The organism is Savagea serpentis (genome assembly GCF_015351395.1).
Lineage (GTDB): Bacteria > Bacillota > Bacilli > Bacillales_A > Planococcaceae > Savagea > Savagea serpentis.
The window spans coordinates 59944-85423 of sequence record NZ_JADKPV010000007.1; the positions used below are offsets into that span (position 1 = coordinate 59944).

Sequence of the window (25480 nt, forward strand, 5' to 3'; positions counted from 1 at the left end):
AAATGGAAAGTAAACGGCTATACAGAAGGGGGAGAGCGTGTTGGATATTGAAAGAATTAACGAACATACGTTGAAATTTTATCTATCTTATGAAGACATTGAGGAAAGAGGCTATTCAAAAGACGATGTTTGGTACAATCGTGAAAAAAGTGAAGAGCTTTTTTGGAATATGATGGATGAAGTTAATGACAACACAGAATTCGAAGTCGATGGGCCTCTCTGGATTCAAGTACATGCGATGAAATCAGGAATTGAAGTGATTGTGACACGCGCACAAAAGCAAGATGATGAATGGGAAAGTCCTTTCGATGATGAGGATGGCTCAGAAGAGCATTTCGACGCGGAGATTAGCGCGAAAGACTTGTCTTCATTAAGCGACTTATTCCATGATAAATTGTTTGGATCAGAAGAAACAGAAGAGACGGTTGTGCAAGCAGAAGGACGTATGTATCGCTTTAAAGATATAGAAGATGTCATTCAACTCGCATCAAAAATTATCGATTATGAAGCATATTTACATGCTGTTCTCTACAGTTATGATAGCAGCTATTACATTTATGTAAATCCAACGCTTTTAGATAATGTGACAGAAGATATATATAGCATTTTATCAGAGCATGGTACACGAGTGAAAGAAACGAAATATATGATGGATGAATACGGAACGATTGTAAGCGATCGTGAACCATTTACTACATTATTGCATTATTTTAAATAAATGAAAGAGACGTTTTAAGCGTCTCTTTTTTTAGTTGAAAAAAGGGAACGTACGTACTAAAATAAAAATATCCCCTTATCAATCATGAAAGGAGTAATTGAATTGTTTGTTGCGATGAACGAACGACGTGAATTAATTAACATTGTCCATTATCGTGAGCGAACTTCTCTACTTCCTTTAAAAGAACAACATTTGTATTGTCCTCAGTGTGAACGACCCGTCATTTTAAAAATAGGAACGGTAATCATTCCTCACTTTGCTCATGTGAAGCATTCGAATTGTAGTGAGTCATTCGCAGAAGGAGAAACATTGGAGCATATGCAAGCGAAAATCCAACTATATTCATTGTTTGAGCGTTCTCCTTACATCCCTCAATTAGAACCGGTATTACGAGATTGTGCACAACGTCCTGATTTATATGTGAAAGATGCGGAGCAACATTACGTCATTGAGTATCAGTGGACACCGATCTCTAAAAAACAATTACAAAAGCGAACTACGAATTATATAAAAGCGAATTATCCTTCCTTTTGGTTGACGAAGCCTCCACACTCGTTACGTCCAAACTTGATTCAAATAGTCCGTCTCACTCCATTTTACCGTGCGGTTTATGAATCGAACGAACGCCCTTATTTATATTATTACGATCCGCGCATTCAAAGTTTTTACTATATTGCCCCTCTCATCCATATTCAAAATGATCGTTATATCGGTCATGTTCAAAAAATTCCTTATAAAGATCAAACCGTGCCTTTTCGACGCGATGAGCCGGAACTTTCATCTGCCCAAATTGAACGTTACATTCACTATTATGCACATGCTCGTATGAGACGTATCGAACAAGCGATTCGATATGAGAGAGGAAACGATACATTATTAACGCGTTGTCACGATTTAAAGTTATTGCCGTTCGAATTGCCAAATTGGATAGGAGTTCCTCTAATAGATGGGCATGTTTTTCGTCAACACGCTTTAGATTGGCAATTTCATTATGTCCATCATTGTCTAATGGCAGAAGAAGATTGGTCGAGCGAAGATACTGTCGTTACTTATAGCGCGCGTTATGGCCTTTCAGAAGCTGAACATCATACTGTAGAGCAATATCGTCAATTTTTAGTCCAAGTTCGTGTGAATGATTTACGAGATATTTTGTCTGAAGCAACATATTTTCGACATTTTGAAATGACCTTAGTTGCAAAAGGTCAAGTGAATTGAGAAAATAGAATAGAGACAATGAAGAATAGAGGAGGTCGTTTGAAATGGCACAATTACCAACACGTGAAGAAGTGAAAGTGGAAGAGACATGGGATTTAACGTCAATTTTTCCTTCAGATGAAGCGTGGGAACAGCAATATAAAGTAGTCGAGAAAAAATTAGAAGAAGCAAGTCAATACGAAGGAACGTTCCACAAAGGAGCGGATGCGATTTATGACGCATTTCAATACCGCGATCAACTGTTAATGGACACGTCGAAAGTATATGTGTATGCGCATTTAAAACATGATCAAGATACAGGGAATGGCACGTATCAAGCGATGGAGAGTCGCGCAGTTTCATTGTATACAAAAGTGGGAACAGCTTTATCGTTCATGTCACCAGAATTGTTATCAGTGGATGAGAAAACATTGAATGAATATGTTGAATCGCATGAAGGACTCGCGCAGTATCGTCATGAATTAGACGAGTTCAATACGCATCGTCCGCATATTTTACCAGCAGAACAGGAAGCGTTACTCGCACAAATGAGCGAAGTGACAGGAGCTTCAAGCGATACGTTCGGAAAATTAAACAATGCGGACTTGAAATTCCCAACTGTAAAAGATGAGGAAGGGAAGGACGTTGAACTTTCTCACGGTCGTTTCATTACACTGATGGAAAGTAAAGATCGTAATGTGCGTAAAGCAGCATTTGAAGCGATGTATGAAACGTACGGTCAATTTAAAAATACGTTTGCATCAACATTGACAGGTGTCGTAAAAAATCATAATGTATCAGCACGCATTCGCAATTACGGCTCTGCTCGTGAAGCAGCATTAGCGAATAACTATATTCCGGAGCAAGTGTATGACAATTTAGTAGAGACAATTAATCGTTACTTACCACTTTTACACCGTTACATTACATTACGTAAAAAAGTACTCGGTTTAGACGAGCATCATATGTATGATATTTACACACCACTCGTCGATGATGTCGAGATGAAGTACACATATGAAGAAGCAGCAAAAACAATGGTTGAAAGTTTTGCGCCGATGGGTGAAGAATATCAATCGATCGTTCAAGAAGGATTGAACAATCGTTGGGTCGACATTCGTGAAAATAAAGGGAAACGTTCAGGAGCTTATTCATCGGGAACATATGGCACGAACCCTTACATTTTAATGAACTGGCAAGATAATGTCGATAACTTGTTCACACTTGCGCACGAATTCGGACATAGTGTACACAGTTACTATTCTGAAAAAACACAGCCTTTCCATTACAGTGGCTATTCGATTTTCGTAGCAGAAGTCGCTTCTACTGTAAATGAAGCATTGTTAAATGAATATTTATTAGAAAAAACATCGGATGAAAGAGAACGTATTTTCTTATTAAATCACTGGTTAGATGGATTCCGCGGTACAGTATTCCGTCAGACGATGTTTGCTGAATTCGAACATCTCATCCATCTATTAGATCAAGAAGGCGTTGCTTTAACAGCGGATAAATTAACGGAAGAATACTATGCTTTAAATGAGAAGTATTTTGGAGAAGATATGGTATCTGATGAAGAAATCGGTTTGGAGTGGGCGCGCATTCCACATTTCTATTACAATTACTACGTTTATCAATATGCGACAGGTTACAGTGCAGCGGTTGCGTTGAGCAAGCAAATCTTAACAGAAGGTGAAGAAGCAGTTGAGCGCTACGTATCAAACTTCTTAAAGGCAGGTTCATCTGACTATCCAATTGAAGTATTAAAGCGTGCAGGTGTCGATATGACAAGCGCAGAACCAATTGAAAAAGCTTGTCTCGCTTTTGAAGAGCGTCTAAATGAATTAGAGCAATTACTTTTGAAGTGAATCAATACTATTGAAACATAATGAAAAAAGAAAGGGATTTAAGAGGAACGTTTTAGGTTCTTAAAAGGGTTTAGTAGTTGATGTATTCATCTTTACTCGTCTGAAAATATGACAGTATTGTGAAGAATGATTGTGAATAGTTGCATATACTACTATTTCGTGATAAATTATAAATGTGAAATAAATCACATACCAAACATACACCCCTTTTGTTTGAACGTGAACATTTCTCCCATTCCCTTTGTAAAAGAGCACTTACTCTCCCCCAGGAGTGAGTGCTCTTTTCTTTTGTTATAAATGAAAAGGAACAAGTTCTCTCATTGTAAAATGATGGAGAACTTGTTCCTTTTTATGAGTTCATGCAAAAATGTTGTTTTAATTTCCATAAAGATGTTCCTTCATATGGGAGTCGCTCGACTTGTTGAAGCAACACTTTCTTTTTTAGTTCACGTTCTACAATCGCAATTGGCTCGTTATAGATGCTCGCCAATTCTTCCGTTGTCATGGAATCGAAACGGGTGAGCAATTGCTCTAAAGGTGGTGGGGTATCTGGATAAATCGTCTGTTCTAAAAGTTCGGATAAAATTTGAACATATACATCATAATCGTAAACACCGTCTACTTTTAATCCTTCATCTTCAATATTTTCATTAAAAAAGACGAACGTCGGGGCACGATCGACTTCCATTTCAGACGCTAAAAATAAATCGACTTGTAAAGCTCTTAGCACATGTTTAGAACGGAAGTCACAAATGAATTCATCGATATCTAAATGTAAGCTTCGCGCGACTTCTACTAGCACATCAAAAGAAGTAATGTCTTTTGATTGGGAAAAAGTGCGATCAAGCAGTTTAGATAGAAAACGGAAACCTGCACGTTTCCCCTGAAATTCTGCAGCTTTAATTGCTAAACTTGGAAAGGATAAATTAGTATTATCGCAGTAAGGAGTTTGACAACAATCTGCATCGAGCATATTTAAATTTGTGAGTGATGTACGCATTACGGTACGCAATGTAAAATATTGTTCGTACTCGACTTGAAGTCGACGGAGTAAAGGTTGCAATGCCCAACAATCAGGGCAGAGCGGGTCGATGAAAACGTAAAGTTCAATCGGGCGTGAACAGGCGAGTTGCGCTTTTTCTTCAACGACTGATTGATAATTCACCTCGCATCCTCCTCCGTCGCATTAATCATATGATTAGCCGTGAGCACGAGTCGTTTATAATACGTATCGCGAAGGGGTCCATCTAAGCCTACTTCATCCATCGCTTCAGACATGCACTCTAACCATGCTTGAGCGCGAGTAGGTGTGATAGGAAACGGCATATGACGAGCGCGCATCATCGGGTGTCCATGTTCTTCTGTATATAAATTCGGTCCACCTAAATATTGTGTTTGAAATTGTTTTTGTTTGCGTCTCGTTTCGGTTAAGTCATCTGGAAAAATGGGAGCTAAATGTGGATTGACAGCGACTTTATCATAAAATAAGTCAATCATCGTATGAAGTCTTTCTTCACCGATCTCTTCGAAAGGGATGATAGGTTTTTTCATCATATTGTTTTAACTCCTTTATATTCACTATATTTTCATTTTAGCAACGAATGATGAGATTCACAATGAAATAGCATTTTCAAAATGCATGTCGAATAGCCGTGTGATAAACTGAACATAAAGATATGATAAAGGAGGACCGTACACAATGCAAAACATTGTTACTGAAATTAAACATTTGGAAGAAAAGTGGGTCGCACAATTAGATGGAGCGATCTCAGGAGAAGCGACGGGGACGTTACTAACGGATTCAGACCGTGAAACATTCGTCTATTTAATCGATGGTGGAGACCAATATGAGTATGTCCATTTCCCGAAAGAGACATGGTCCATCTTACAGGAGGCTTATTTAGAAGAGAGCCCGATTTATTTACAAACGAGTAAAGGGATAATTGAATTAATTGGATGGCAAGTTCAACTTGAAATGCTGTTAATGAATATTGAAGGAAATGGAAATTACGGTGCATTTACAGAAGCTGTAGAGCAATCATTCGCTTCTGCAATCGCTACATTCGATTAAAGGAAGAAGGGAGCGGGGGATATGGATCATCAATGGGATCAATTTTTAGCACCATATGTGCAAGCAGTTGATGAATTAAAAGTAAAGTTAAAAGCGATGCGTTCGCATTATCGAATGGAAGACGGGCATGTGCCAATCGAGTTTGTCACTGGCCGTGTTAAGCCACTCATTAGTATTTATGATAAAACACTTGAAAAAAATGTCCCCTTTCAACCAGGGCTCGCTCTCGCATCACATGTACCTGATATCGCAGGACTGCGCATTATGTGTCAATTTGTGGACGACGTGGAGACAGTCGTGCACGTTTTGCGCGCGCGTAAAGACTTTTGCGTTGTGGAAGAGCGCGATTATGTGACAAATAAAAAAGAAAGTGGATACCGTTCGTATCATATGATTGTCGAGTATCCTGTCCAGACATTACGCGGTGAGAAAAAGATTTTTGTCGAGATCCAAATTCGTACATTAGCGATGAATTTTTGGGCCTCTATTGAACATACGCTCAATTATAAATATGAGGGAAATTTGCCAGAAGCGATTCAAAAAAGGTTGGAAAATGCAGCGGAAGCAGCTTTTCGGCTCGATGAAGAAATGTCCGCAATCCGCGATGAAATTAATGAAGCCCAACATTATTTTAAAACGTATAAAGAATTATCCAATCGTCGCCCAAAACGGAAAAAATAGGAGGGGTTTAGGATGAAATTTGCGATTCAAACACGAAATGATGATTATTCAAATACGCTCATGCAGCAAGCGAAGCAATATTTACTTGATTTCGGTTTAGAGTTCGATGAAGAAGAACCAGAAATAGTACTATCCATTGGGGGAGACGGCACGTTTTTGCATGCATTTCATAAGTATGCCCACCGTTTAGATCGGACAGCATTTGTTGGAATTCATACGGGTCATCTCGGTTTTTATGCGGACTGGAAGCCTTCTGAAATAGAAAAGCTTGTCATTTCCATCGCTCGTCATACGTATGAAATTATTGAATATCCATTGCTAAATGTGAAAGTGAATCATGGAGATAACGAAGAATCAACAACGTATTTAGCATTGAATGAATCGACGATAAAGTCACCAGGTGTGACGTTTGTTGTCGATGTTAATCTAAATGGACGCCAATTTGAACGGTTCCGTGGAGATGGTCTCTGTATGTCTACTCCGTCAGGGTCTACTGCTTATAGTAAAGCATTAAACGGGGCGATTATTCATCCGTCATTCGAGGCGATGCAACTGACAGAAATGGCTTCTATTAATAATCGTGTATTCCGCACAGTCGGTTCGCCACTTGTTTTACCAGCGCATCATCATTGTGAACTTATACCCGTACAAGAAGGAGCAGGTTTTGTATTAACCGTCGACCATTTGCAGTTACCTCATCGTGCGGTCGCTTCAATTGAATATACGGTCGCCAAAGAAAAAATTCGTTTTGCTCGTTTCCGTCAATTTCCGTTTTGGGAACGTGTGCATGACTCGTTTATTGCGAGTCGGACCGACAAATGAAATTGACGTTTGAAGTAGAGAAGCCGAGTCTATTAAGAGACTTTTTAAGGCGTCATCATATTTCTCGTCGCACATTGACGAAGGTGAAATATGAGGGGGGACGTTTGCTCGTTAATGGACAAGAAGAAAATGTTCGCAAAATGGTAGAGCGTGGAGATGTCGTCACTGTAAAATTTCCAAAAGAGTCCTCAAATGAACGGATTCATCATGAATATACTCCTCTAGATATTTACTATGAGGACGATTATTTACTCGTTGTTCGGAAGCCGTTTGGGTTAGCAACAATTCCGTCGAGAGACCATCCGTATCGCTCTTTAGCGAGTCGGGTTGCCGCTTACTACAAAGAGCAGGGCATTGAGTCGATGATTCATATTGTGACGCGCCTTGATGCTCCCACTGGTGGACTCGTATTGTTAGCGAAACATGCCCATATTCATCACTTATTGAGTGAACAAATTCAAGCAGGGCAACTAAAGCGTCGTTATGTTGCACTCATTGAATACGGACCACCATTGCCTTCTGTGATCGAAAGACCGATTGGGCGAAAGGAAGGAAGTATCATTGAACGAGAAGTTCGCACAGATGGAAAATATGCGCGAACCGAAATTGAAGCGGAGCGAGAACTATTAGGGTATCGTGCGATCTATATGCGTTTAGTGACGGGGCGTACTCATCAAATTCGCGTTCATCTTACAGATTGTGGTTATCCGATTGTTGGAGATAGTTTATATGGCAGTCTTTATAAAGTAGCGGAAGGACAGACTTTGCTATGCTATGAAGTGCAGTGTATTCATCCGATTACTGAACAACCGTTTAAAGTGCAGTTAGATGAGCGGGTGATTTTTGAAGACCAATTACGAACGGTTGAAAAAGTAAAAACAACTATGTTAAAATGATTCACTTGAAGCCCCTTTTCCAGTTGATATTACATAAAAAATGTTTCATTAACTAATGATAGGGAATAATTATCAATAGATATTTGGTTGAAGGAGCGGTAGCGGATGACGATCATTGAAGAAGTAGAGCTGGATCTCGGAAGATTAACGCGACTGTTAGAAGAAGAGCGAATTCATGAGTTTCGTGAACAGTTTTTAGCGTTGCATGCGTATGACCGAGCGGTGTTTTATGAAAAAACGACACCAGAAATACGCCAACAAATTTATTTGTATTTATCACCGAAAGAACTCGCCGAAATATTTGAGACGAGTGAAATTCAAGAGCATGAATATCGAGATTACTTGGAAGAGATGGACACGACGTATGCAGCTGAAATGATTTCATACATGTTCGTCGATAACGCAGTTGACGTTTTAAAAGAGCTTAACCGCACACAAGTCATTAGTTATTTAACATTGATGAATGAAGAAGAAGCAGAACAAATACGTGCGCTTCTTCATTATGAAGAACATACAGCAGGATCAATTATGACGACAGAATTCGTCACAATTCCTGAGAATTCAACAGTGCGTTCTGCAATGACGATTTTAAAAACCGAAGCTCCGAGTGCCGAAACGATTTATTACGTCTTTATCGTCAATGAAAATAATCGTTTAACAGGTGTTGTATCTTTGCGTGATTTAATTATTGCGGATGAAGATACGCTAATTCGCGATATTATGAATGATCGTGTGATGAGCGTACTCGTTTCAGATGATCAGGAAGATGTAGCACGTCGCATTCAAGACTACAATTTACTCGCGATGCCAGTTGTTGATTTTCAACAACATTTACTCGGGATTGTAACCGTCGATGACATTATCGACGTTTTAGATGAAGAAGCGAGCGATGACTACTCTAAATTAGCTGGGGTTGTCGATATTGATACGACGGACAAAAACTCATTTGCCGCAGCGAAAAAGCGTGCACCGTGGCTAATTATTTTGCTCGTGCTCGGGATGCTTACAGCGAGCTTAATCGATATGTTCACAGGGACGATTGAGAAAGTAGCGATTTTAGCAGCGTTCATTCCACTCATTGCAGGAACGGCGGGAAATAGTGGAACACAAGCACTCGCTGTTGCTGTGCGTGGTATTGCAACACGTGATAATGAAGACGAAAGTCGTTGGAAATTGCTCGTACGTGAGGCGGGAACAGGTTTAATTACAGGAATTATTTGTGCGGTCTTCGTTGTAGCACTCATCACGATTTGGAAAGGTGAGTTCATCATCGCCCTTCTCGTAGGAGCAGCGATTATGGTGTCGATTTTTGTAGCGACTTTGTCAGGTTCATTTATTCCGTTATTAATGCATCGTTTAAATATTGATCCAGCAGTAGCGTCAGGACCGTTTATTACGACGTTGAACGACGTCATTAGTATTTTAATTTATTTAGGATTGGCGACGACATTTATCGATAAGTTGCCCATTTCTTAACAAAAGACCTTTTCATGGATGAATTCTCATGAAAAGGTCTTTTTGATTAGTCGATTAAGTTTTTTTCCATTGCGCGGTGAACGATATCGGCATCTAAAAATTCTGGAGAGGTAACGACATAACCTAATTTTTCGTAAAATGGAATCGCGTGTACTTGTGCATTCAATTTTAATTTATGAAGACGGTGAGCACGCGCTTCTTTTTCTACTTCCTCCATAATTAATTTTCCGAAATTCCGTCCGCGGTATTGTGGTAAAATACTAATCCGCTCGATTTTTCCAGTCGTTTCATCAATCAGGCGAATGCGTCCTGCACCGATGGGCTCGCCTTCTTCATAAAGAACAAAATGTGTCGATTCTAAATCGAATTCATCTAATTCAATATGGAGTGGAACATTTTGTTCTTCGACAAATACTTTTTTACGTATGTAAAAAGCGTCGTCTCTTTGTTCTTTCGTTTGGGCAATGATTACTTTAGCCATATGTAACCTCCTATAAACTCATTTGAAATAATTTGCAAATGGCACGTTCCATATCTTGTTGCCAATATTTCCACGTATGATTGCCTTCAAACTCATCGTAAAAATAATACGTTGCTGTTTTTTCAAGCACTTTATTTAATTCGCGATTCGGCTGTAAAAAATCTTTCATGCCATCGCTCGTCGTTTGCACGTTTGTTTCTTCCGTCCCGATGACGTGGTAAATTGTCGTCTCTAACATAGGATCGAGTGATTTGGCAATGTCCATAACAATTTCATTGACGAGTGGAGAGTGGAGTCCCGCTTTACTGAACAGTTCAGGATAGCGTTGTAAAATGGTGAGCGACACAGTTGCCGCTAAACTATCTCCGATTAAAGCACGTGCATCTCGGTCATCTTCTAAAGAAAAATGCTCTTCTAAAAATGGAATTAACTCTTCCCCGACGAAGCGCACGTATTTTTCTTGATGCTCCCCGTATGGGTGGTAATACTCTCGGCGAATATATTTGTCTTCATATGGAATTCCAACAACGATGGTGTCTTCGATTTCTTCTGCGTCCATCAAGTGCTGAACGACTTTACCTAGACGGCCGTAACGAAAATAGTCGGCTCCATCTGAAGCGACTAATAACTGATACGTCTGCATCGGCATATACGTATCTGGCATGTAGACGAGGATTGGTACCTCCTGTCCTAATATTTCACTTGGAATAGTCATTTCATTTACTTGTCCGTTAACCATTGAATTCTCCTTTCTTTCATTTCGAAATGATTTATTTCTCGATTATTCTCATTATAGCAGTGAAATGCTAAGAGCTGAAAGGTTCGCGTTTAAAAGTTGATTGAAGAAGTTGGAGATTCTACAGAGACACGATATAATGTTATTATAACTCTTTCGAAATTCTTATGATTTTAGTATGAAGAGAAAGAGAGTCGAGTGATTTTTAATAGGTCAATCGACAATATGGAGGAGGACATTAGTATGACAAAAGTAGAACCAGTGCATTCAAAAGAAGTGACAAAAGCAACGAGAGAGGCGTTGAAAAAGCGCGGAGTGCAAATAGAAGATATTGCAAAAATCGTCTATGAAATGCAAATTCCATACAATCATAGCTTAACCTTGCAAGACTGTGTTAACTCGGTTGAACGAGTGTTAGAAAAACGCGAAATGCAACATGCGATTTTAGTGGGAATCGAATTAGATATACTTGCTGAAAAGGGAGAATTGTCAGCGCCATTACAGCAAATTGTTGAGTCAGACGAAGGGTTGTTCGGAGTAGATGAAACGATTGCGCTCGGAGCAGTCTTTACATATGGTTCGATTGCTGTGACAACGTTCGGACATTTAGATAAAAATAAAATTGGGATCATTAATGAACTTGATACGAAAAAAGGGAATGGTATTCATACGTTTTTAGATGATTTAGTTGCGAGTATAGCAGCGTGTGCCGCTTCACGTATTGCACATCGCACACGTGATTTTGAAGAGGGCGGTGTCGAAGTTTAACCCATTAGAAAGGAGGCTAACGGATGGAGACTATTGCAAGATTTCAGAACGTCGCTGTCACATTACAAGGACGTCCGATTTTAAAAAATATTCAGTTTGAAATGAAGCGCGGGCAACAATGGGCGCTGATCGGTTTAAACGGTTCGGGGAAAACGACATTGCTCAATATATTAGCTGCTTATCAATTTCCGTCGAATGGCACAGTGGAAGTGCTCGGTGAAACATTTGGCAAAACGTATATTCCGGATTTACGTAAAAAAATTGGCTTTGTTAGTAATGCGTTAGAACGCTTTTCGGATTATTATCGTAATGATTCGATCGAGCGCGTTATTTTAAGCGGGAAGCATTCGAGCTTTGGCATTTATGAAGAGATTACTAAAGAAGATGAAGCGGAAGCGATTCAATTGTTAAAACAGTTTCGCATCGCTCAATATGCGGGTAAAAAATTTCATGAATTATCTGAAGGAGAGAAGCGTCGTGTGTTAATTGCACGTTCTCTTATGAGTCATCCTGACATTTTAATTTTAGATGAGCCTTGTTCTGGTCTTGATATTTTAGCGCGTGAACAATTTTTGCAATCGTTGGAAGTCGTCATTGCACGTGGATGTCACATCATTTATGTGACGCATCATATTGAGGAAGTAATGCCTCATATGACGCACGCAGTATTGTTAAAAGAAGGCGAAATCATCGCACAAGGAGAGAAGAAAGAGGTGCTCACAGCAAAGCGTTTAAGTGAGACATTCAACACTCCTGTTTCAGTAACATGGCATGCTGAACGACCTTATGTAACGGTGAATGGACCGGTTCAACTGCCGTAAATAGAGGAGAACATGTATGGAATTAACGATAACTTTTACGATTTTAGCAGTGACGATTATTTTATTCATGACGAATAAAGTACGAGCTGATCTCGTCGCATTACTCGCCATATTAGCGCTCGTGTTAACGGGCGTTTTAACTGCGCCTGAAGCATTAAGTGGTTTTTCAAATAGTGTCGTCATTATGCTAGCGGCTTTATTTATCGTCGGAGCAGGAATTGTTCGGACGGGGCTCGCTCAATTAGCGGGCGATTTATTAATTCGTGTCGCGGGTGAAAATGAAAAGCGTCTATTTATCGCGCTTATGCTCATTGTGGCTTTCGTTGGAGCTTTTATGAGTAATACCGGAACAGTAGCCATTATGTTACCGATCGTTGTAGCCATCGCAATGAAAATTAATGAAAATCTATCCAAATATTTATTGCCTTTGTCATATATCGCAAGCTTTTCTGGGTTGTTAACATTAATTGCGTCACCCGCGAATTTAATTGTCAGTGAGACATTGGTGAAGAATGGCTATCCGAAACTCGGATTTTTCCAAATGACTCCAATCGGCCTTATTGGTGTCATTGTCGGGGTTATTTATTTATTTTTCATCCGTCATCGTCTCGGTAAAAGTAATCAGCGCAATGATGCATCTAAAAACAGTTATCAGCTGTCACCATTTAAAATTATGCAAGAGTACGAATTGAACAATCGACTCATTCGTGTCGATGTACCGAAAGAAAGTCGTATTATTGGAAAGCGTCTTTCACAATTGAAGTTGCCTCATGAGTTTCAATTGTGCATTTTGAAAATAAAGCGTTCTTCTGCGGAAGGGATGCATTTTTTACCGATTACGTTTCAAAAAATGGCGGACGCATCGACTGTTTTTGAAGAGCGTGATGAGTTATACATACAAGGACAAATTGACAATGTTCATCGCTTTGCGGAAAAATATCATTTGACGGTGCAAGAAGTGGACGAAGAGGCGGAGGAGCTCATTTCGAAACAGATGGGAATTGCGGAAGTATTATTGACACCAAAATCGACACTGCTTAACAAAACGATTCGAGAAATAGGTTTCCGTGAAAAATATGATGTCAACATTCTCGGCATTAATCGTCAAGGGAAGCTCGTCTTGAAAGAGATGACGAAAGTGAAGTTAAAGTTCGGGGATGCTTTACTCGTTCAAGGGGACTGGGAGTCGATTGAGCGACTTGCAGGCGAGACGAAAGATGTCGTCGTCATCGGTCGTCCTGAACAGCATGCAGGGGCGGCGGCGGCGACAGGGAAAGCACCGATTGCCGCATTTAATTTATTGCTCATGGTCGCACTCATGGTGTTTGATATCGTGCCAGCCGTTGTCGCGGTATCGATCGGCGCGATTTTAATGATTTTAACGGGTTGTATTCGCAATATGGACGATGCGTACCGAGAAATTAACTGGGAGACGGTTGTCTTAATCGGAGCGATGTTACCGATGGCAATTGCTCTTGAAAAAACCGGTGGGATGGAATTGTTATCAGAAGGAATTATCGACTCGCTCGGTTCATTTGGAACGCTCGGTGTTTTAGCAGGCATTTACGTTTTAACGATGCTATTTGGTCAATTTATTAGCAATACTGCAACGGCTGTACTGTTCGCACCGATTGCGATGAATGCGGCACTCATGATGGATTCTAATCCGACGTCATTTTTAATCGCTGTAGCGGTCGGCGCAAATATGTCGTTTGCAACTCCAGTTGCGAGTCCGACGAATGCGCTCGTTATGACGGCGGGAGGATATCGGTTTACCGACTTCGTAAAAGCTGGGGTTCCACTACAAATCATTATGTTTATCGTCATGATGATCGCTCTTCCACTATTATTCCCATTTTAAATAAAAAGCGCCTTTCCATTTTCGGAAGGCGCTTTTTGGATTATAATGTTTTGACGAGTTTTGCAAGTTCAGTTAAAGAAGTCACTTCATATGTCGGTGCGACTTCCGCTGTCATCTCTTTATCGTGACGGTTGATCCAAACAGAAGGCATATTTACTTTTGAAGAACCGAGAATATCGGTCATTAAGTTATCCCCGATCATGAGGCATTGTTCTGCTGGTGTGTCGACAAGTTTAACAATCTCTTCGAAAATTGATGCATCTGGTTTTCCGATTCCGAAATCTCCTGAAATTAAAATAACATCGAAATAAGAATTTAATTCGGGTGTAATTTTTAGTTTTAAACGTTGTAAAGATGGAGAACCATTCGTCAACATTGCGAGTTTGTAGTCTTCTTTTAATTCATCTAAGATTTCGAACGTGTCGTCATATAAAAATGGTGCTTTCACTCGTTCGGAGCGGAAACGAAGTGCCAGTTTCTCACCGAGTGCCGCATCTTCAATCCCGAGTCGTTTTAATCCTTGTGTCCAAGCGTCGCGTTGGTACGTTGGTACAATTTCTTTCATCTTTTGGAACATTTCACCTTCGTCATCGAATGTTCCCCATAATCCTTCAAATGGGTTGATGCCGATATCGACAGTGTGATCATATGTGACATATGATTGGTATAATTTACGTGCCTCTTCACGTGTGACGCGTTCTAGAGCGACAGGATCGATGGCGCTGTTCATTTCATGTGCATATTCACATGTTTTATCAAAAGCAGTTTGGATGCTTTTTTCATCCCACAATAATGTGTCATCTAAATCGAAAATTAAAGTTTGAATAGTCAATGGTATAAAACCCCTTTCATAATATGTCGTGACATCCGCTCCTCCCATCCATTATAATATGGAGCATAAGGAATGAGGAGGAGTATGTATGACAATTCAATACACATTTCAAACAAATCGTTTAACTGAAGAAAATTTACAACAATTGTTCGCATCCGTTGAATGGGAATCGGCGAACTATCCAGAGCGTCTTTATCATGCGATGTTAAATTCGCACTCTGTCATTACGGCATGGGATAAAGACCGCCTCGTCGGGCTCGCTAATGCTTTATCAGACGATGTCATGACGGTTTACTTCCATTATGTGCTGACAGATCCAGAATACCAGGGGCAAGGGATCGGTCGTCGTATGATGCAACAAATTTTAGCGAAATATGAAACGTACTATACGAAAGTACTCGTCGCTTATCCGAAAGCGATTACGTTTTATGCACGTCTCGGGTTTACAGGCGAATCAGACTCTTTACCAATGTATTTATACAAAAGATAAAGGAAATAATGTATAATATAGGTAAATAAAGAAGGAGTGATGACAAATGGCAAGAAAACGTGTACCGAAAGAAGTGTTACTCGATTTTGAACGCAAAATGTCATTGACAGAAGCTGCTACTTTTTTAGAGACGATTGCCGCAAAGTTAAAAGAAGAAGGGCAAATGAATCTCGTCCTCGGAGAACAAGAAGTTGAATTAACGCCGACTGAGCGCGTCGAATTTGAAATTAAAGTCGAACGTCGCGGTACGAAATATGAATTTGAAATCGAGTTAGAGTGGGATGAGAGTCGCCCTGCGCAACATTTAAAAATTGAATAATGTTAAAACGAGAACTGTTCAAATGAGCAGTTCTCGTTTTTTTATTTAAAAGTTGATCGCTTTCACTTCAAAGACGTTGTCGAGTTTTTCTAAACCTTCGACTTCTTCTGGTTTCACTTCATAATCTACTGTGAGGATCATGATCGCTTTACCACCTTGTTCAGAACGTCCAACTTGCATCGTCGCGATGTTGACATTTTCAGCTGCTAAATGCATACCGACGCGTCCGATTGCACCTGGTTGGTCTTTATGGTTGATGAGTAAAAGGTGACCTTCTGGAACGACGTCTACTGGGTAGTCGTCTACTTTAACGATACGTGGTCCGAGACCGTTTAATAAAGTACCTGCTACTTTGACAGAGCCTTTTTCAGTGACAACTTCCACTGTAATTAAGTTTGTGAAGCCTTTCGTTGCTGTCGTTTTTAATTCGTCGATTTTAATGCCGATACGATTTGAAAGGTAACGTGAGTTCACATCGTTCACATGGTTGCCTAAGTTCAATGTGAGAAGACCTTTCATCAAGTTACGTGTTAGTGGACGCACGTCAACTTCAGCGAGCTCGCCAGCGTATGTTACATTTACTTGTTGGTAGGCACCATCTACTAAATGAGAAGCGAAAGCTCCTAATTTTTCAGTTAAGACGAAGAACGGCTCAATTTTGTCGAGCAAACGTTTTGAAATAGAAGGCATGTTCACTGGGTTGCGAACTGTACCGTCTGTTGCGAATTTAATCACGTCCATGCTGACGTCGATTGCGACACTTTCTTGTGCTTCTACTGTAGATGCTCCTAAGTGAGGTGTTGCAATCACTTGTGGGAGGTCGAGCAATTTATGACCGACGAATGGTTCTACTGAAAGAACGTCGAGTGCAGCGCCTGCTACTTTACCTTCTACGATTGCATCGTAAAGCGCGTCTTCATCGATAATTCCACCGCGCGCACAGTTGATGATACGTACGCCGTCTTTCATTTTAGCGAAAGCATCTGCGTTAATCATATTGCGTGTAGAGTCGAGAAGTGGTGTATGAATCGTAATGAAATCAGCTTTTGCAAGAACTTCATCAACTGTTCCTTGTTCAACACCGAGTTTTTGTGCGGTTTCAGCTGTTAAGAATGGATCGTATGCGATGACGTTCATACGTTGTCCTTTCGCACGGTGTGCTACTTCTGCACCGATACGTCCAAGGCCGATAATTCCTAACGTTTTATGTTTTAATTCAACACCGATATATGTTTTACGGTCCCATTTTCCAGCTTGTAATGATTGGAAAGCTTGTGGGATGTTACGAGCGAGTGACATGAGCATCGCGACTGTATGCTCTGCAGCGGAGTTCGTGTTGCCATCTGGTGCGTTGACGACGATAATACCGCGTTCTGTTGCTGCATCTAAATCGATATTGTCAACGCCGACACCTGCACGTCCAATCACTTTTAATTGTGGTGCTTTGTCAATTAACTCACGTGTTACTTGTGTTTGACTGCGTACGAGAAGTGCGTCTGCATCTTGCAAACGTTCGATTAATTGTGTTTCATCACAATCTGTTGCGATATCGATTTCGATATTTTCTGCCTCGCGTAATGGTTGAATACCTTCTTCACTTAATGGATCACTAATGACGACTTTGAATGTCATGGTTACATTCTCTCCTTATACATATATTGTAATGGTAATTATCCCGCAGAGCGGGTCAGTCAATAAAATGATGCGTGAACGAGTAAATGTCCACTACAGCTAAGAAAATGGAAAATAAAAAAGCCCTCCACTCCCTGCGTACTGCAAGGGGCGAAAAGCTGTATTTACGCGGTGCCACCCTTTTTCTGCATAGACGAATCTATGCCTTCATTGCATACATAACGCGTATGAGCGAAATTATCTAATAGCACAAAGGGCGTTCAATAATTTGATTCTGGAGCGCTCGATTCATAAAGTTTACACTAGTTTTCACCAACCACTAGCTCTCTAAAAGTAAAGCATTTATGACCATGATCTCCATCATTATCTTTAAGCATATTGAAATGTTGAATATATCTTATCAACCTTAAAATGAAAAGTCAACATGAAATTCGTGAATAAATCATAAAAAAACAAAAGAAACATGTAAAAAGACATAAAAAAGCCTTAAAAGTGAATGTTTATATACTCAAAAACATAAAACGTTCGTGTTTAAAGGCATAAAAGTAAATTCTGAATAATTCAATTTCGGTTTTAGCATAGTAAAGGAGGAAAGTTATTGCTCTTTATTTGTGTACATTGCGCCTCTAAGAGACATCTATTATAATGAAAGACAATGTTGCCTAGTTAGAGGAGGAAATGAGAAATGGAAAAATTACAGTCAAAAGAGCAATTCGAACAATTGAAACAAGGAGAGCGCACGTTATTCATGTTTACAGCGGGATGGTGTCCAGATTGTACGGTGATCGAACCATTTTTACCCGCTTTAGAAGTAGATTATCAAGAGATCGATTTCGTATCGGTTGACCGTGATGAGTTTATCGATATTTGTCAAGAGCTTGATATTTTTGGCATTCCGAGCTTCATCGCATTTAGTGAAGGAAAAGAAGCAGGGCGTTTCGTCAGCAAAGAACGTAAAACACGTGAACAAATTGAGCAATTTTTAAATGAATTAGAGTGGTAATAGAACTTTATAAATAGCAGAAATCGAATAAAAAAGAAACAAAAGTGAATTGAATATTGAAGTTTTTTTCATAAAAATGAAGTCTTGAGATAGAAAAACATCTATTTTAGGGCTTTTTTTAATGGGAATTAATAATAAAATGATGAAACGTTCGCTAGTTCGTCATATTGACTTAACAGGAATTCCATAATTTCAAATGATAATAATAGATGCGGTATATAGTTACTTCATTTTACTATTTTATTTGGAGGGAGAAATTTATGAACTATCCGGTCATAGAATTTCCTTGGTTAGGAAACGGTATGATAATTGCTATTATTGCGATCATTCACGTAATCGTCAGTCACGGGGTTGCGATTGGAATGACGGTATTAATGGTTTCATTAGAGTACCAGGGCTTGAAAACGAACAACGAAAAGCTCATCAATGTGGCGAAAACAATTAGTAAATGGGTGCTCATTATAACGACCACGGTCGGGGCGATGACAGGGGTCGGAATTTGGCTCGTAACATCTGTTATTCAACCAGACTCCATCGGTTCGTTATTGCGTATTTTCTTCTGGGCATGGTTTGCTGAATGGATCGTCTTCATCACAGAAGTTGTCTTATTAATTATTTATTACTACACATGGGACACTTGGAAAGGTGCGAAGCGAAAAATTCACTTCCGCATCGGGGTGACCTTATCCATCTTCGGTTGGTTAACAGCGATGATCATCACAGGTATTTTATCAGCGAAGTTAACACCAGGAAAATGGACAGAAACATTATCATTTTGGAACGCCTTTTTAAACCCGACGTACATTCCGTCACTCGCGTTCCGAACATTCATTGCCATCTTGCTTGCGGTATCGCTAATTTCCTTACCGATCCGCTTGCTCATTAAAGACAAAGAAGTACGTCGTGACGTCTTTAAAGTATTCAGTTTCTGGAACGCTTTAACTGTACCAGGGGTTCTCATTACGGGAATTTGGTATTTACTCAGTATTCCAGATGAAGCGAAAGATTTAATTATTTGGTCGACAGGAATGCCAGAAAATATCTTTAACATGCTTCACGTATTAGGACTTGCGCTTTTCCTCATCTTCGCATTATGGATGGCGATTAAGCCTGAACGTGTTCCTGTCATCTTAACGATTGCCATCTTCTTCACTTCGATTGCCTTTATCGGTGAATTCGAAGGAGTTCGTGAATCGGTGCGTAAGCCATACATCATTTATGATTATTTATATGCGAACGGTGTAGAAGCTGCAAAAGTTGAGAAGTTTAACGAAGAAGGGTATCTTGCGAACTCAGCAGCATCGCCAATTAAAGAAGTGACGGCGGAGAACCAGTTAGAAGCAGGACGCGAATTGTATAAAGGACAATGTATCGCGTGTCATACAGTCGAAGGATGGAGAACGAAGCGTAACTTCGGAGATCGTCTAGAAGGCTGGGATGAAGCAGCATTATCTGGCTACATCTCTACTCTACACGAAACACGTCCATTCATGCCTCCATTCGTCGGAACGGACGATGAGCGTGATGCTCTCGCTGCATACTTAATTAAAGTATCGAACGAAGGTTTAGATGCTGATTTAACACAAGGCAGCAAAGAGAAAGATGACGAAAAAGAAGAACAATAGTGAGAGAAGGAGGATGTGACCAGTGGTTTTACAAACGATGACAAATTTAATACCAGACGATATTACACTCGCAATACCAGGGAATGTTGGATTTTTCGAAGTGCTAATCGTCGTCAGCTTCATTTTACACATTTTATTTGTGAACATTACGATCGGTTCATCAGTACTTGCTGTCGGTAAAGAAATTCAAGGGATGAGCAAAAAAGATCGTAAAATTGATCGTATCGCCCAACAATTGGCCGATCATACGTCCATTATGAAAAGTATTGCAGTCGTATTAGGGATTGCACCACTTTTATTAATTAGTGTTATTTACACACAATATTTTTATTCATCAACGAATTTAATCGGTAAAGCATGGCTTTCATTGATCGCATTGCTTATCACAGCTTTCCTCATTTTGTATTTATACAAATTCACATGGGAAAAGATGCGTGGCGGTTCAAAAGCGTTACACGTTTTAATCGGTGCTACGGGTAGTTTAATTTTATTATTCGTACCGCTCATCTTTATCGTAAACGTCGTATCGATGCTTTATCCAACGATGTGGGCAGGTTCTGAAGGGTTCTTCCATTCACTCACATACTACCCACAAATTTGGCAACGTTACTTCCACTTTATTTTAGCGAGTTTCGCTACTTCAGGGATTTACTTATACTTCTATAACCGCCGTGCGGAGAAGAAGATTGAGCGTCTCTTAAAAGAAGGCGAAACAGTAGAAGATGAAGCGGAAAAACGTGAAGTACACAAAATGTCAAAACGTCTCGGCATTCAAACGATGTTCTGGACGACAGCTTTACAACTCGTAGCAGGTACTGCATTGTTAATGAGCTTCGAAAAAGAAGTGATGATGCTTTACATGGGAGAAGATGCATTATTAACAGGTCTTTTACTCGGCTCGATTTTATTGACATTAGTATTGTTATTCTTCTTATACAAACTCGGCAAAACAGATTCGAAAGGCAATTTCAACGCTGTGATCATTACGTTTGTCATTATTTTAGTGTTCATGGGTTGGATGCGTCACGAATTGCGTGAAAGTTACTTACACGACTACATCGAAGCAAATCCACGTACGACAGAAAAAGTACTACCTGTTGTGGAAACAGAAGATGATGAAGAAGGTTTAGAAGTAGAGTTAGAAGAAGACGCAAAATAAAATAAAAAGCGACTTACCTTATAGACAAGGTGAGTCGCTTTTCATTATTTTGATGTTTTTTCTTTTATTTCATCCATTAGCATTTGAGCACCGCGAGGACTCAAGTACATACCGTTCGAAAGTTCGAAGTTGTCAGGTGTAATTTCTCCTGTTAAAACACAGGCTTCATCTACTTCATATTTTCGCAAAATGACTTTATCTTCTTCGACGAAAATTTCCATCGGTACGCCTTTCGTTAAATGTAAAGAAGTTCTTAATTCTTTTGGAATGACGATACGGCCTAAATGGTCTACTTTTCTTACAATACCTAAACTACGCATAATTTCCATCTCCTTCTAAATGTATCATTAGTCAAGTATTTCCCTAAAAAATGGGGCATAAACATTCTCGAAACATGTCGTTTCGAAAAGATTATTTTGTTAGAATAGAAAAGATAGTTAAGGAGGGAGTTCAGTGAAACTGAAACAATTACAATCCAACCCATGGTTAGACTATGCCCTTATTTTAATCGGTTCAACCCTAGTTGGTCTAGCATTTAACATTTTTTTATTACCTGGGCGAATTGCAGCAGGTGGCGTATCGGGAATTAGTACGATTTTATATGAAATGTACCAGTTTAATCCCGCGTATGTTCAATGGATCATTAACGTCCCTCTCCTCATTTTGGCAGTCGTTTTAGTCGGTCGTGATTTTAGTATTAAAACGATTGTCGGTACGGTATTTTTACCTTTCGTCATCTTTTTAACAGATGGCTGGCATTTAGAGATGGACAATCCATTGTTGAGCGCGATTTACGGTGGGATTTTATTAGGCGTTGGTCTTGGAATCGTTTATCGTGGAAATGGCTCGACTGGAGGAACAGCACTCATCGCGCAAATTTTGAAGAGGTATACGCGCATTTCGAGCGGATTTTCGCAGTTGATTGTCGATGGGGCGGTCGTAATCACATCAGCGTTCGTTTTTGACTTTGAATTAGCGCTTTATGCGCTGATGAGTATTTATGTGACGAGTAAAGTAATTGACTTCGTACAATTGCAGACGTCTCCGACAAAATTGGCGCTCATCATTACAGAAGAGCCAGAACGCATAGAACAAATCATTCATTCTGAAATTGATCGTGGTTTTACGAAGGTTGATTCCATCGGAGGGTATACGAATGAAGAGAAGACGATGATTTTATCCGTTGTCGAACAATCAGAAGCCGTTTATTTAAAAAAGCTTATTCAATTAAATGAACCGGGTTCTTTCGTCGTCTTTTTAAATGCTTCTGAAATTATCGGTCGCGGGTTTACGCTCGATAAGTTTTATGTCGATCAAAAATGAGCCGAACACTAGGATAACGGTGTTAGAACTGGTATAATAAGTACAAAATCAAATAAGTCTTATCAAGAGAAGTCGAGGGACGAGGCCCAGTGACACTTCAGCAACCTACAGAACGCAAGGTGCTAATTCCTTACGGAGCAATCCGACCGATAAGAGAACGAAAACTCTCTTACATTGTAAGGGAGTTTTTTATATAAGGAGGAGAAATTATGCCGATTACAATACCGAAAGCGTTGCCTGCTCGTGAAAAATTACTACAAGAAAAAATCTTCATTATGGATGAAGAACGAGCGTTTACTCAAGACATTCGTCCATTAAATATTTTACTACTCAATTTAATGCCAGAAAAAGAAAAGACGGAACTGCAATTATTACGTTTATTAGGAAATACCCCTCTTCAAGTCAATGTGACATTTTTAACAACGGCAACATATGAGTCTAAAAATGTGAGCAAAACACATTTAGATACGTTTTATAAAGTATTCGATGAAATTAAAGATCGTAAATTTGATGGGATGATCATTACAGGAGCACCCATTGAATTGATGGAATTTGAAGATGTTCAATATTGGGAAGAATTGACGGAAATTTATGAATGGTCAAAAACAAATGTGACGAGCTTATTTAATATTTGTTGGGGAGCACAAGCTGCACTGTATTATTTTTACGATATCGATAAACATGAATTGCCCGGGAAATGTACAGGTGTGTTTGATCATACGTTAATCGATCCGACAGAAGATATTGTACGCGGGTTTAACGATGTCTTTAAAGCACCGCATTCACGTTACACAGATGTTGACGAAGATAAGATTCGCAAGCATTCTGAATTGAAATTATTAGCGACGAGCGCAGAAGCTGGGGCATTTTTAATCGCATCAAAAGATAAGCGTCATTTAATGATGACAGGGCATTTAGAATACGATGCGACGACATTGAAAGATGAGTACGAGCGCGATTTAGCGAAAGGTCCAGATGCGCCGATGCCGAAGCATTACTTCCCGAATGATGATCCGACGCAAGTGCCACTCAATACTTGGCGTTCCCATACGCATTTAATTTTCTCCAATTGGTTGAACTATTATGTGTACCAAGAAACACCGTATCAGTGGGAATAATAAAAAAGCATGTTGCGAGAGGGAGGTTGGATTGAAAATTTGTTCTAACGTCCCTTTTTTCCATGCCTACTGATTTCTATACAAGGGTGTTTATAAGAAAAGGTTAGAAATGTACGAAAAGCAGTGGGGCAATCGTAAGGAATAAGGCACTTTCTATTCGTTTTTGAATAGAAAGTGCCTTATTTTTGTTTGAAAACTATGGAGTTATAAAAACGTAAATTTTGCAATGACTTCGTTTATGCTGGATGGCTTTTTTGAATGCTCAACATGATGTTTACTTCGCTGCGTACATGACGCGGCATTGTTGAAGTTTGCTGACCCCTGTTTCAATCGCAGCATTGCGCACTGCTTCTGCAACAGCTTGTACGACACGGGCATCGAACGGATCTGGAATGATGTATTCTTCGGTTAACTCATCTTCATGAATGAGAGAAGAAATCGCATAAACAGCCGCTCGTTTCATCGTATCATTAATCTCTGTTGCGCGTACATCGAGTGCTCCGCGGAAAATCCCTGGGAAAGCGAGCACGTTATTCACTTGGTTCGGATGATCAGAACGACCTGTCGCAATGACGCGCACACCGTATTCTTTTGCAAGATTAGGAGAGATTTCTGGATTCGGGTTCGCAAGGCCGAAAATAATCGGATCTTCGTTCATCGAATCAATGAGCGGTTTTGTTAATAAGTTGGCAACCGACACCCCGATGAAAATATCAGAACCTTTCATCGCGTCAGCGAGTGTGCCTTGTAAAAGTTCACGATTCGTATATCGTGCGATTTTATGTTTAATCGGGTTCATCGATTGTTTGCGGCCCTCATAAATAATTCCTTTTGAATCACAGACGATAATGTTGTGGAAGTTTAGGTCGAGCAATAAACGAACGATCGCCACACCTGCTGCGCCTGCTCCGTTTACGACCACTTTCACATCTTCCTCTTTTTTATCGACGAGTTTTAAAGCATTTAATAAGCCAGCTGCGACGACGATTGCTGTACCATGTTGATCATCGTGGAAAATCGGAATATTACATTCTTCTTTTAAACGATCTTCAATTTCGAAGCAACGCGGAGCTGAAATATCTTCTAAGTTAATAGCGCCAAATGTTGGTTCCATCGCTTTCACAGTTGCGACAATTTCATCCACACTTTTCGTATTGAGTGCGATTGGAAATGCATCGATATGTGCGAACTGCTTTAACAGTAAAGCCTTACCTTCCATTACAGGCATGGATGCTTCTGGACCGATATCACCGAGTCCGAGCACTGCTGTTCCATCTGTAACGACGCCTACTAAATTCCCTTTGATTGTGTAGTCGTATACCGATTGTGGATTTTCAAAAATCGCCATACTCGGTTCAGCGACACCTGGTGAATACGCCAAACTTAAATCGTGACGATTGGAAAGAGATACTTTCGATACAGTTTCCATCTTTCCATGAAAACGTCCGTGCATTTCTAAAGAGTTTTTGAATTGTTGTCCCATTGGAATCCCCCATTCCATTACTCCTTTAAACGAAAAACGTTTAAAGGGATCGACGAATTTTTTTCATGTTTCGTGTTCATGATGTCGTCTGATAAACAATATA

The 25480-nt window shown here is 39.8% G+C and carries 26 protein-coding genes, 1 riboswitch and 1 other annotated feature; of the genes, 18 read left to right on the forward strand and 8 right to left on the reverse strand.

Features of this window, described 5'->3' with window-relative positions:
- The first annotated feature begins 40 nt into the window (after positions 1 to 40).
- The 3 genes from mecA to pepF all read left to right on the forward strand — a co-directional run bounded on the left by mecA (position 41) and on the right by pepF (position 3780).
- Entirely contained in the window at positions 41 to 718 is a 678-nt protein-coding gene (gene mecA, locus IRY55_RS11700) for an adaptor protein MecA (RefSeq protein WP_194563507.1), read from the forward strand.
- A 102-nt stretch (positions 719 to 820) separates the two neighbouring features.
- Positions 821 to 1933 carry a competence protein CoiA gene (locus IRY55_RS11705; protein WP_194563508.1) on the forward strand — a complete coding sequence of 371 codons (1113 nt, stop codon included), beginning with the start codon at positions 821 to 823 and terminating at the stop codon, positions 1931 to 1933.
- Positions 1934 to 1977: 44 nt separating this feature from the next.
- Entirely contained in the window at positions 1978 to 3780 is a 1803-nt protein-coding gene (pepF, locus tag IRY55_RS11710; RefSeq protein ID WP_194563509.1) for an oligoendopeptidase F, read from the forward strand.
- A gap of 349 nt (positions 3781 to 4129) precedes the next feature.
- Here the strand turns inward: pepF and IRY55_RS11715 are convergent, their stop codons facing one another.
- Together IRY55_RS11715 and IRY55_RS11720 are read right to left on the reverse strand one after the other, a co-directional pair.
- Positions 4130 to 4945, reverse strand: a complete 816-nt coding sequence (locus IRY55_RS11715; RefSeq protein ID WP_194563510.1) for a DsbA family protein — start codon at positions 4943 to 4945, stop codon at positions 4130 to 4132.
- Positions 4942 to 5334: a globin domain-containing protein gene (locus tag IRY55_RS11720; protein ID WP_194563511.1), complete on the reverse strand. Its 393-nt coding sequence runs from the start codon at positions 5332 to 5334 to the stop codon at positions 4942 to 4944. Before IRY55_RS11720 ends, IRY55_RS11715 begins: the two co-directional genes overlap by 4 nt.
- A gap of 145 nt (positions 5335 to 5479) precedes the next feature.
- On the opposite strand from IRY55_RS11720, the gene IRY55_RS11725 reads away from it, so the two are divergent.
- From IRY55_RS11725 to mgtE, 5 genes are all read left to right on the forward strand, one after another.
- Positions 5480 to 5851, forward strand: coding sequence for a UPF0738 family protein (locus IRY55_RS11725; protein ID WP_194563512.1), 372 nt, complete (start codon positions 5480 to 5482; stop codon positions 5849 to 5851).
- Positions 5852 to 5872: 21 nt separating this feature from the next.
- Positions 5873 to 6532 carry a GTP pyrophosphokinase gene (locus IRY55_RS11730; protein ID WP_194563513.1) on the forward strand — a complete coding sequence of 220 codons (660 nt, stop codon included), beginning with the start codon at positions 5873 to 5875 and terminating at the stop codon, positions 6530 to 6532.
- A 12-nt stretch (positions 6533 to 6544) separates the two neighbouring features.
- Positions 6545 to 7354, forward strand: a complete 810-nt coding sequence (locus IRY55_RS11735) for an NAD kinase (RefSeq protein ID WP_194563514.1) — start codon at positions 6545 to 6547, stop codon at positions 7352 to 7354.
- A complete protein-coding gene (locus IRY55_RS11740) occupies positions 7351 to 8250 on the forward strand; it encodes an RluA family pseudouridine synthase (RefSeq protein ID WP_194563515.1) in 900 nt (299 codons plus the stop codon). Before IRY55_RS11735 ends, IRY55_RS11740 begins: the two co-directional genes overlap by 4 nt.
- A 105-nt stretch (positions 8251 to 8355) precedes the next feature.
- Complete coding sequence (gene mgtE, locus IRY55_RS11745; protein WP_194563516.1) at positions 8356 to 9726, forward strand: magnesium transporter; 1371 nt, start codon at positions 8356 to 8358, stop codon at positions 9724 to 9726.
- Between the two features lie 46 nt (positions 9727 to 9772).
- On the opposite strand, the gene IRY55_RS11750 is transcribed toward mgtE, so the two are convergent.
- On the reverse strand, positions 9773 to 10207 hold the full coding sequence (locus tag IRY55_RS11750; protein ID WP_194563517.1) for a GNAT family N-acetyltransferase: 435 nt from the start codon (positions 10205 to 10207) through the stop codon (positions 9773 to 9775).
- 10 nt (positions 10208 to 10217) lie between these two features.
- Positions 10218 to 10946 (reverse strand): alpha/beta hydrolase, encoded by a 729-nt coding sequence (locus IRY55_RS11755; RefSeq protein WP_194563518.1) that lies wholly within the window; start codon positions 10944 to 10946, stop codon positions 10218 to 10220.
- A 240-nt stretch (positions 10947 to 11186) separates the two neighbouring features.
- On the opposite strand from IRY55_RS11755, the gene IRY55_RS11760 reads away from it, so the two are divergent.
- The 3 genes from IRY55_RS11760 to IRY55_RS11770 are packed head-to-tail and all read left to right on the forward strand — an operon-like array spanning position 11187 to position 14393.
- Entirely contained in the window at positions 11187 to 11711 is a 525-nt protein-coding gene (locus tag IRY55_RS11760) for a phosphatidylglycerophosphatase A family protein (RefSeq protein ID WP_194563519.1), read from the forward strand.
- 23 nt (positions 11712 to 11734) lie between these two features.
- The gene (locus IRY55_RS11765) at positions 11735 to 12532 is read left to right on the forward strand and encodes an ABC transporter ATP-binding protein (RefSeq protein WP_194563520.1); all 798 of its coding nucleotides are present in this window, start codon (positions 11735 to 11737) and stop codon (positions 12530 to 12532) included.
- 16 nt (positions 12533 to 12548) lie between these two features.
- Positions 12549 to 14393 (forward strand): SLC13 family permease, encoded by a 1845-nt coding sequence (locus IRY55_RS11770; RefSeq protein WP_194563521.1) that lies wholly within the window; start codon positions 12549 to 12551, stop codon positions 14391 to 14393.
- Positions 14394 to 14433: 40 nt separating this feature from the next.
- Here the strand turns inward: IRY55_RS11770 and IRY55_RS11775 are convergent, their stop codons facing one another.
- Positions 14434 to 15225 (reverse strand): HAD family hydrolase, encoded by a 792-nt coding sequence (locus tag IRY55_RS11775; RefSeq protein ID WP_194563522.1) that lies wholly within the window; start codon positions 15223 to 15225, stop codon positions 14434 to 14436.
- A gap of 88 nt (positions 15226 to 15313) precedes the next feature.
- On the opposite strand from IRY55_RS11775, the gene IRY55_RS11780 reads away from it, so the two are divergent.
- Positions 15314 to 15715 (forward strand): GNAT family N-acetyltransferase, encoded by a 402-nt coding sequence (locus IRY55_RS11780; protein WP_194563523.1) that lies wholly within the window; start codon positions 15314 to 15316, stop codon positions 15713 to 15715.
- Positions 15716 to 15761: 46 nt separating this feature from the next.
- Complete coding sequence (locus IRY55_RS11785) at positions 15762 to 16034, forward strand: amphi-Trp domain-containing protein (RefSeq protein ID WP_194563524.1); 273 nt, start codon at positions 15762 to 15764, stop codon at positions 16032 to 16034.
- A 45-nt stretch (positions 16035 to 16079) separates the two neighbouring features.
- On the opposite strand, the gene serA is transcribed toward IRY55_RS11785, so the two are convergent.
- The gene (serA, locus tag IRY55_RS11790) at positions 16080 to 17666 is read right to left on the reverse strand and encodes a phosphoglycerate dehydrogenase (RefSeq protein WP_194563525.1); all 1587 of its coding nucleotides are present in this window, start codon (positions 17664 to 17666) and stop codon (positions 16080 to 16082) included.
- A 143-nt stretch (positions 17667 to 17809) separates the two neighbouring features.
- Positions 17810 to 18039 (reverse strand) — a binding site (T-box leader).
- 312 nt (positions 18040 to 18351) lie between these two features.
- Between serA and IRY55_RS11795 the strand changes: the two genes are divergently transcribed.
- The 3 genes from IRY55_RS11795 (at position 18352) to IRY55_RS11805 (ending at position 21453) form a co-directional block, all read left to right on the forward strand.
- A complete protein-coding gene (locus IRY55_RS11795) occupies positions 18352 to 18669 on the forward strand; it encodes a thioredoxin family protein (RefSeq protein WP_194563526.1) in 318 nt (105 codons plus the stop codon).
- A gap of 260 nt (positions 18670 to 18929) precedes the next feature.
- The gene (locus IRY55_RS11800) at positions 18930 to 20294 is read left to right on the forward strand and encodes a c-type cytochrome (protein ID WP_194563527.1); all 1365 of its coding nucleotides are present in this window, start codon (positions 18930 to 18932) and stop codon (positions 20292 to 20294) included.
- A 22-nt stretch (positions 20295 to 20316) separates the two neighbouring features.
- Positions 20317 to 21453: a cytochrome ubiquinol oxidase subunit I gene (locus IRY55_RS11805; protein WP_328799656.1), complete on the forward strand. Its 1137-nt coding sequence runs from the start codon at positions 20317 to 20319 to the stop codon at positions 21451 to 21453.
- Positions 21454 to 21497: 44 nt separating this feature from the next.
- Here the strand turns inward: IRY55_RS11805 and IRY55_RS11810 are convergent, their stop codons facing one another.
- Positions 21498 to 21773 (reverse strand): AbrB/MazE/SpoVT family DNA-binding domain-containing protein, encoded by a 276-nt coding sequence (locus IRY55_RS11810; RefSeq protein ID WP_194563528.1) that lies wholly within the window; start codon positions 21771 to 21773, stop codon positions 21498 to 21500.
- A gap of 139 nt (positions 21774 to 21912) precedes the next feature.
- Between IRY55_RS11810 and IRY55_RS11815 the strand changes: the two genes are divergently transcribed.
- The gene (locus IRY55_RS11815) at positions 21913 to 22776 is read left to right on the forward strand and encodes a YitT family protein (RefSeq protein ID WP_194563551.1); all 864 of its coding nucleotides are present in this window, start codon (positions 21913 to 21915) and stop codon (positions 22774 to 22776) included.
- A 56-nt stretch (positions 22777 to 22832) separates the two neighbouring features.
- Positions 22833 to 22932: riboswitch (SAM riboswitch) on the forward strand.
- 53 nt (positions 22933 to 22985) lie between these two features.
- Positions 22986 to 23894, forward strand: a complete 909-nt coding sequence (gene metA / locus IRY55_RS11820) for a homoserine O-acetyltransferase MetA (protein ID WP_194563529.1) — start codon at positions 22986 to 22988, stop codon at positions 23892 to 23894.
- Between the two features lie 274 nt (positions 23895 to 24168).
- Here the strand turns inward: metA and IRY55_RS11825 are convergent, their stop codons facing one another.
- A complete protein-coding gene (locus tag IRY55_RS11825) occupies positions 24169 to 25377 on the reverse strand; it encodes an NAD(P)-dependent malic enzyme (protein ID WP_194563530.1) in 1209 nt (402 codons plus the stop codon).
- Positions 25378 to 25480 lie beyond the last annotated feature (103 nt).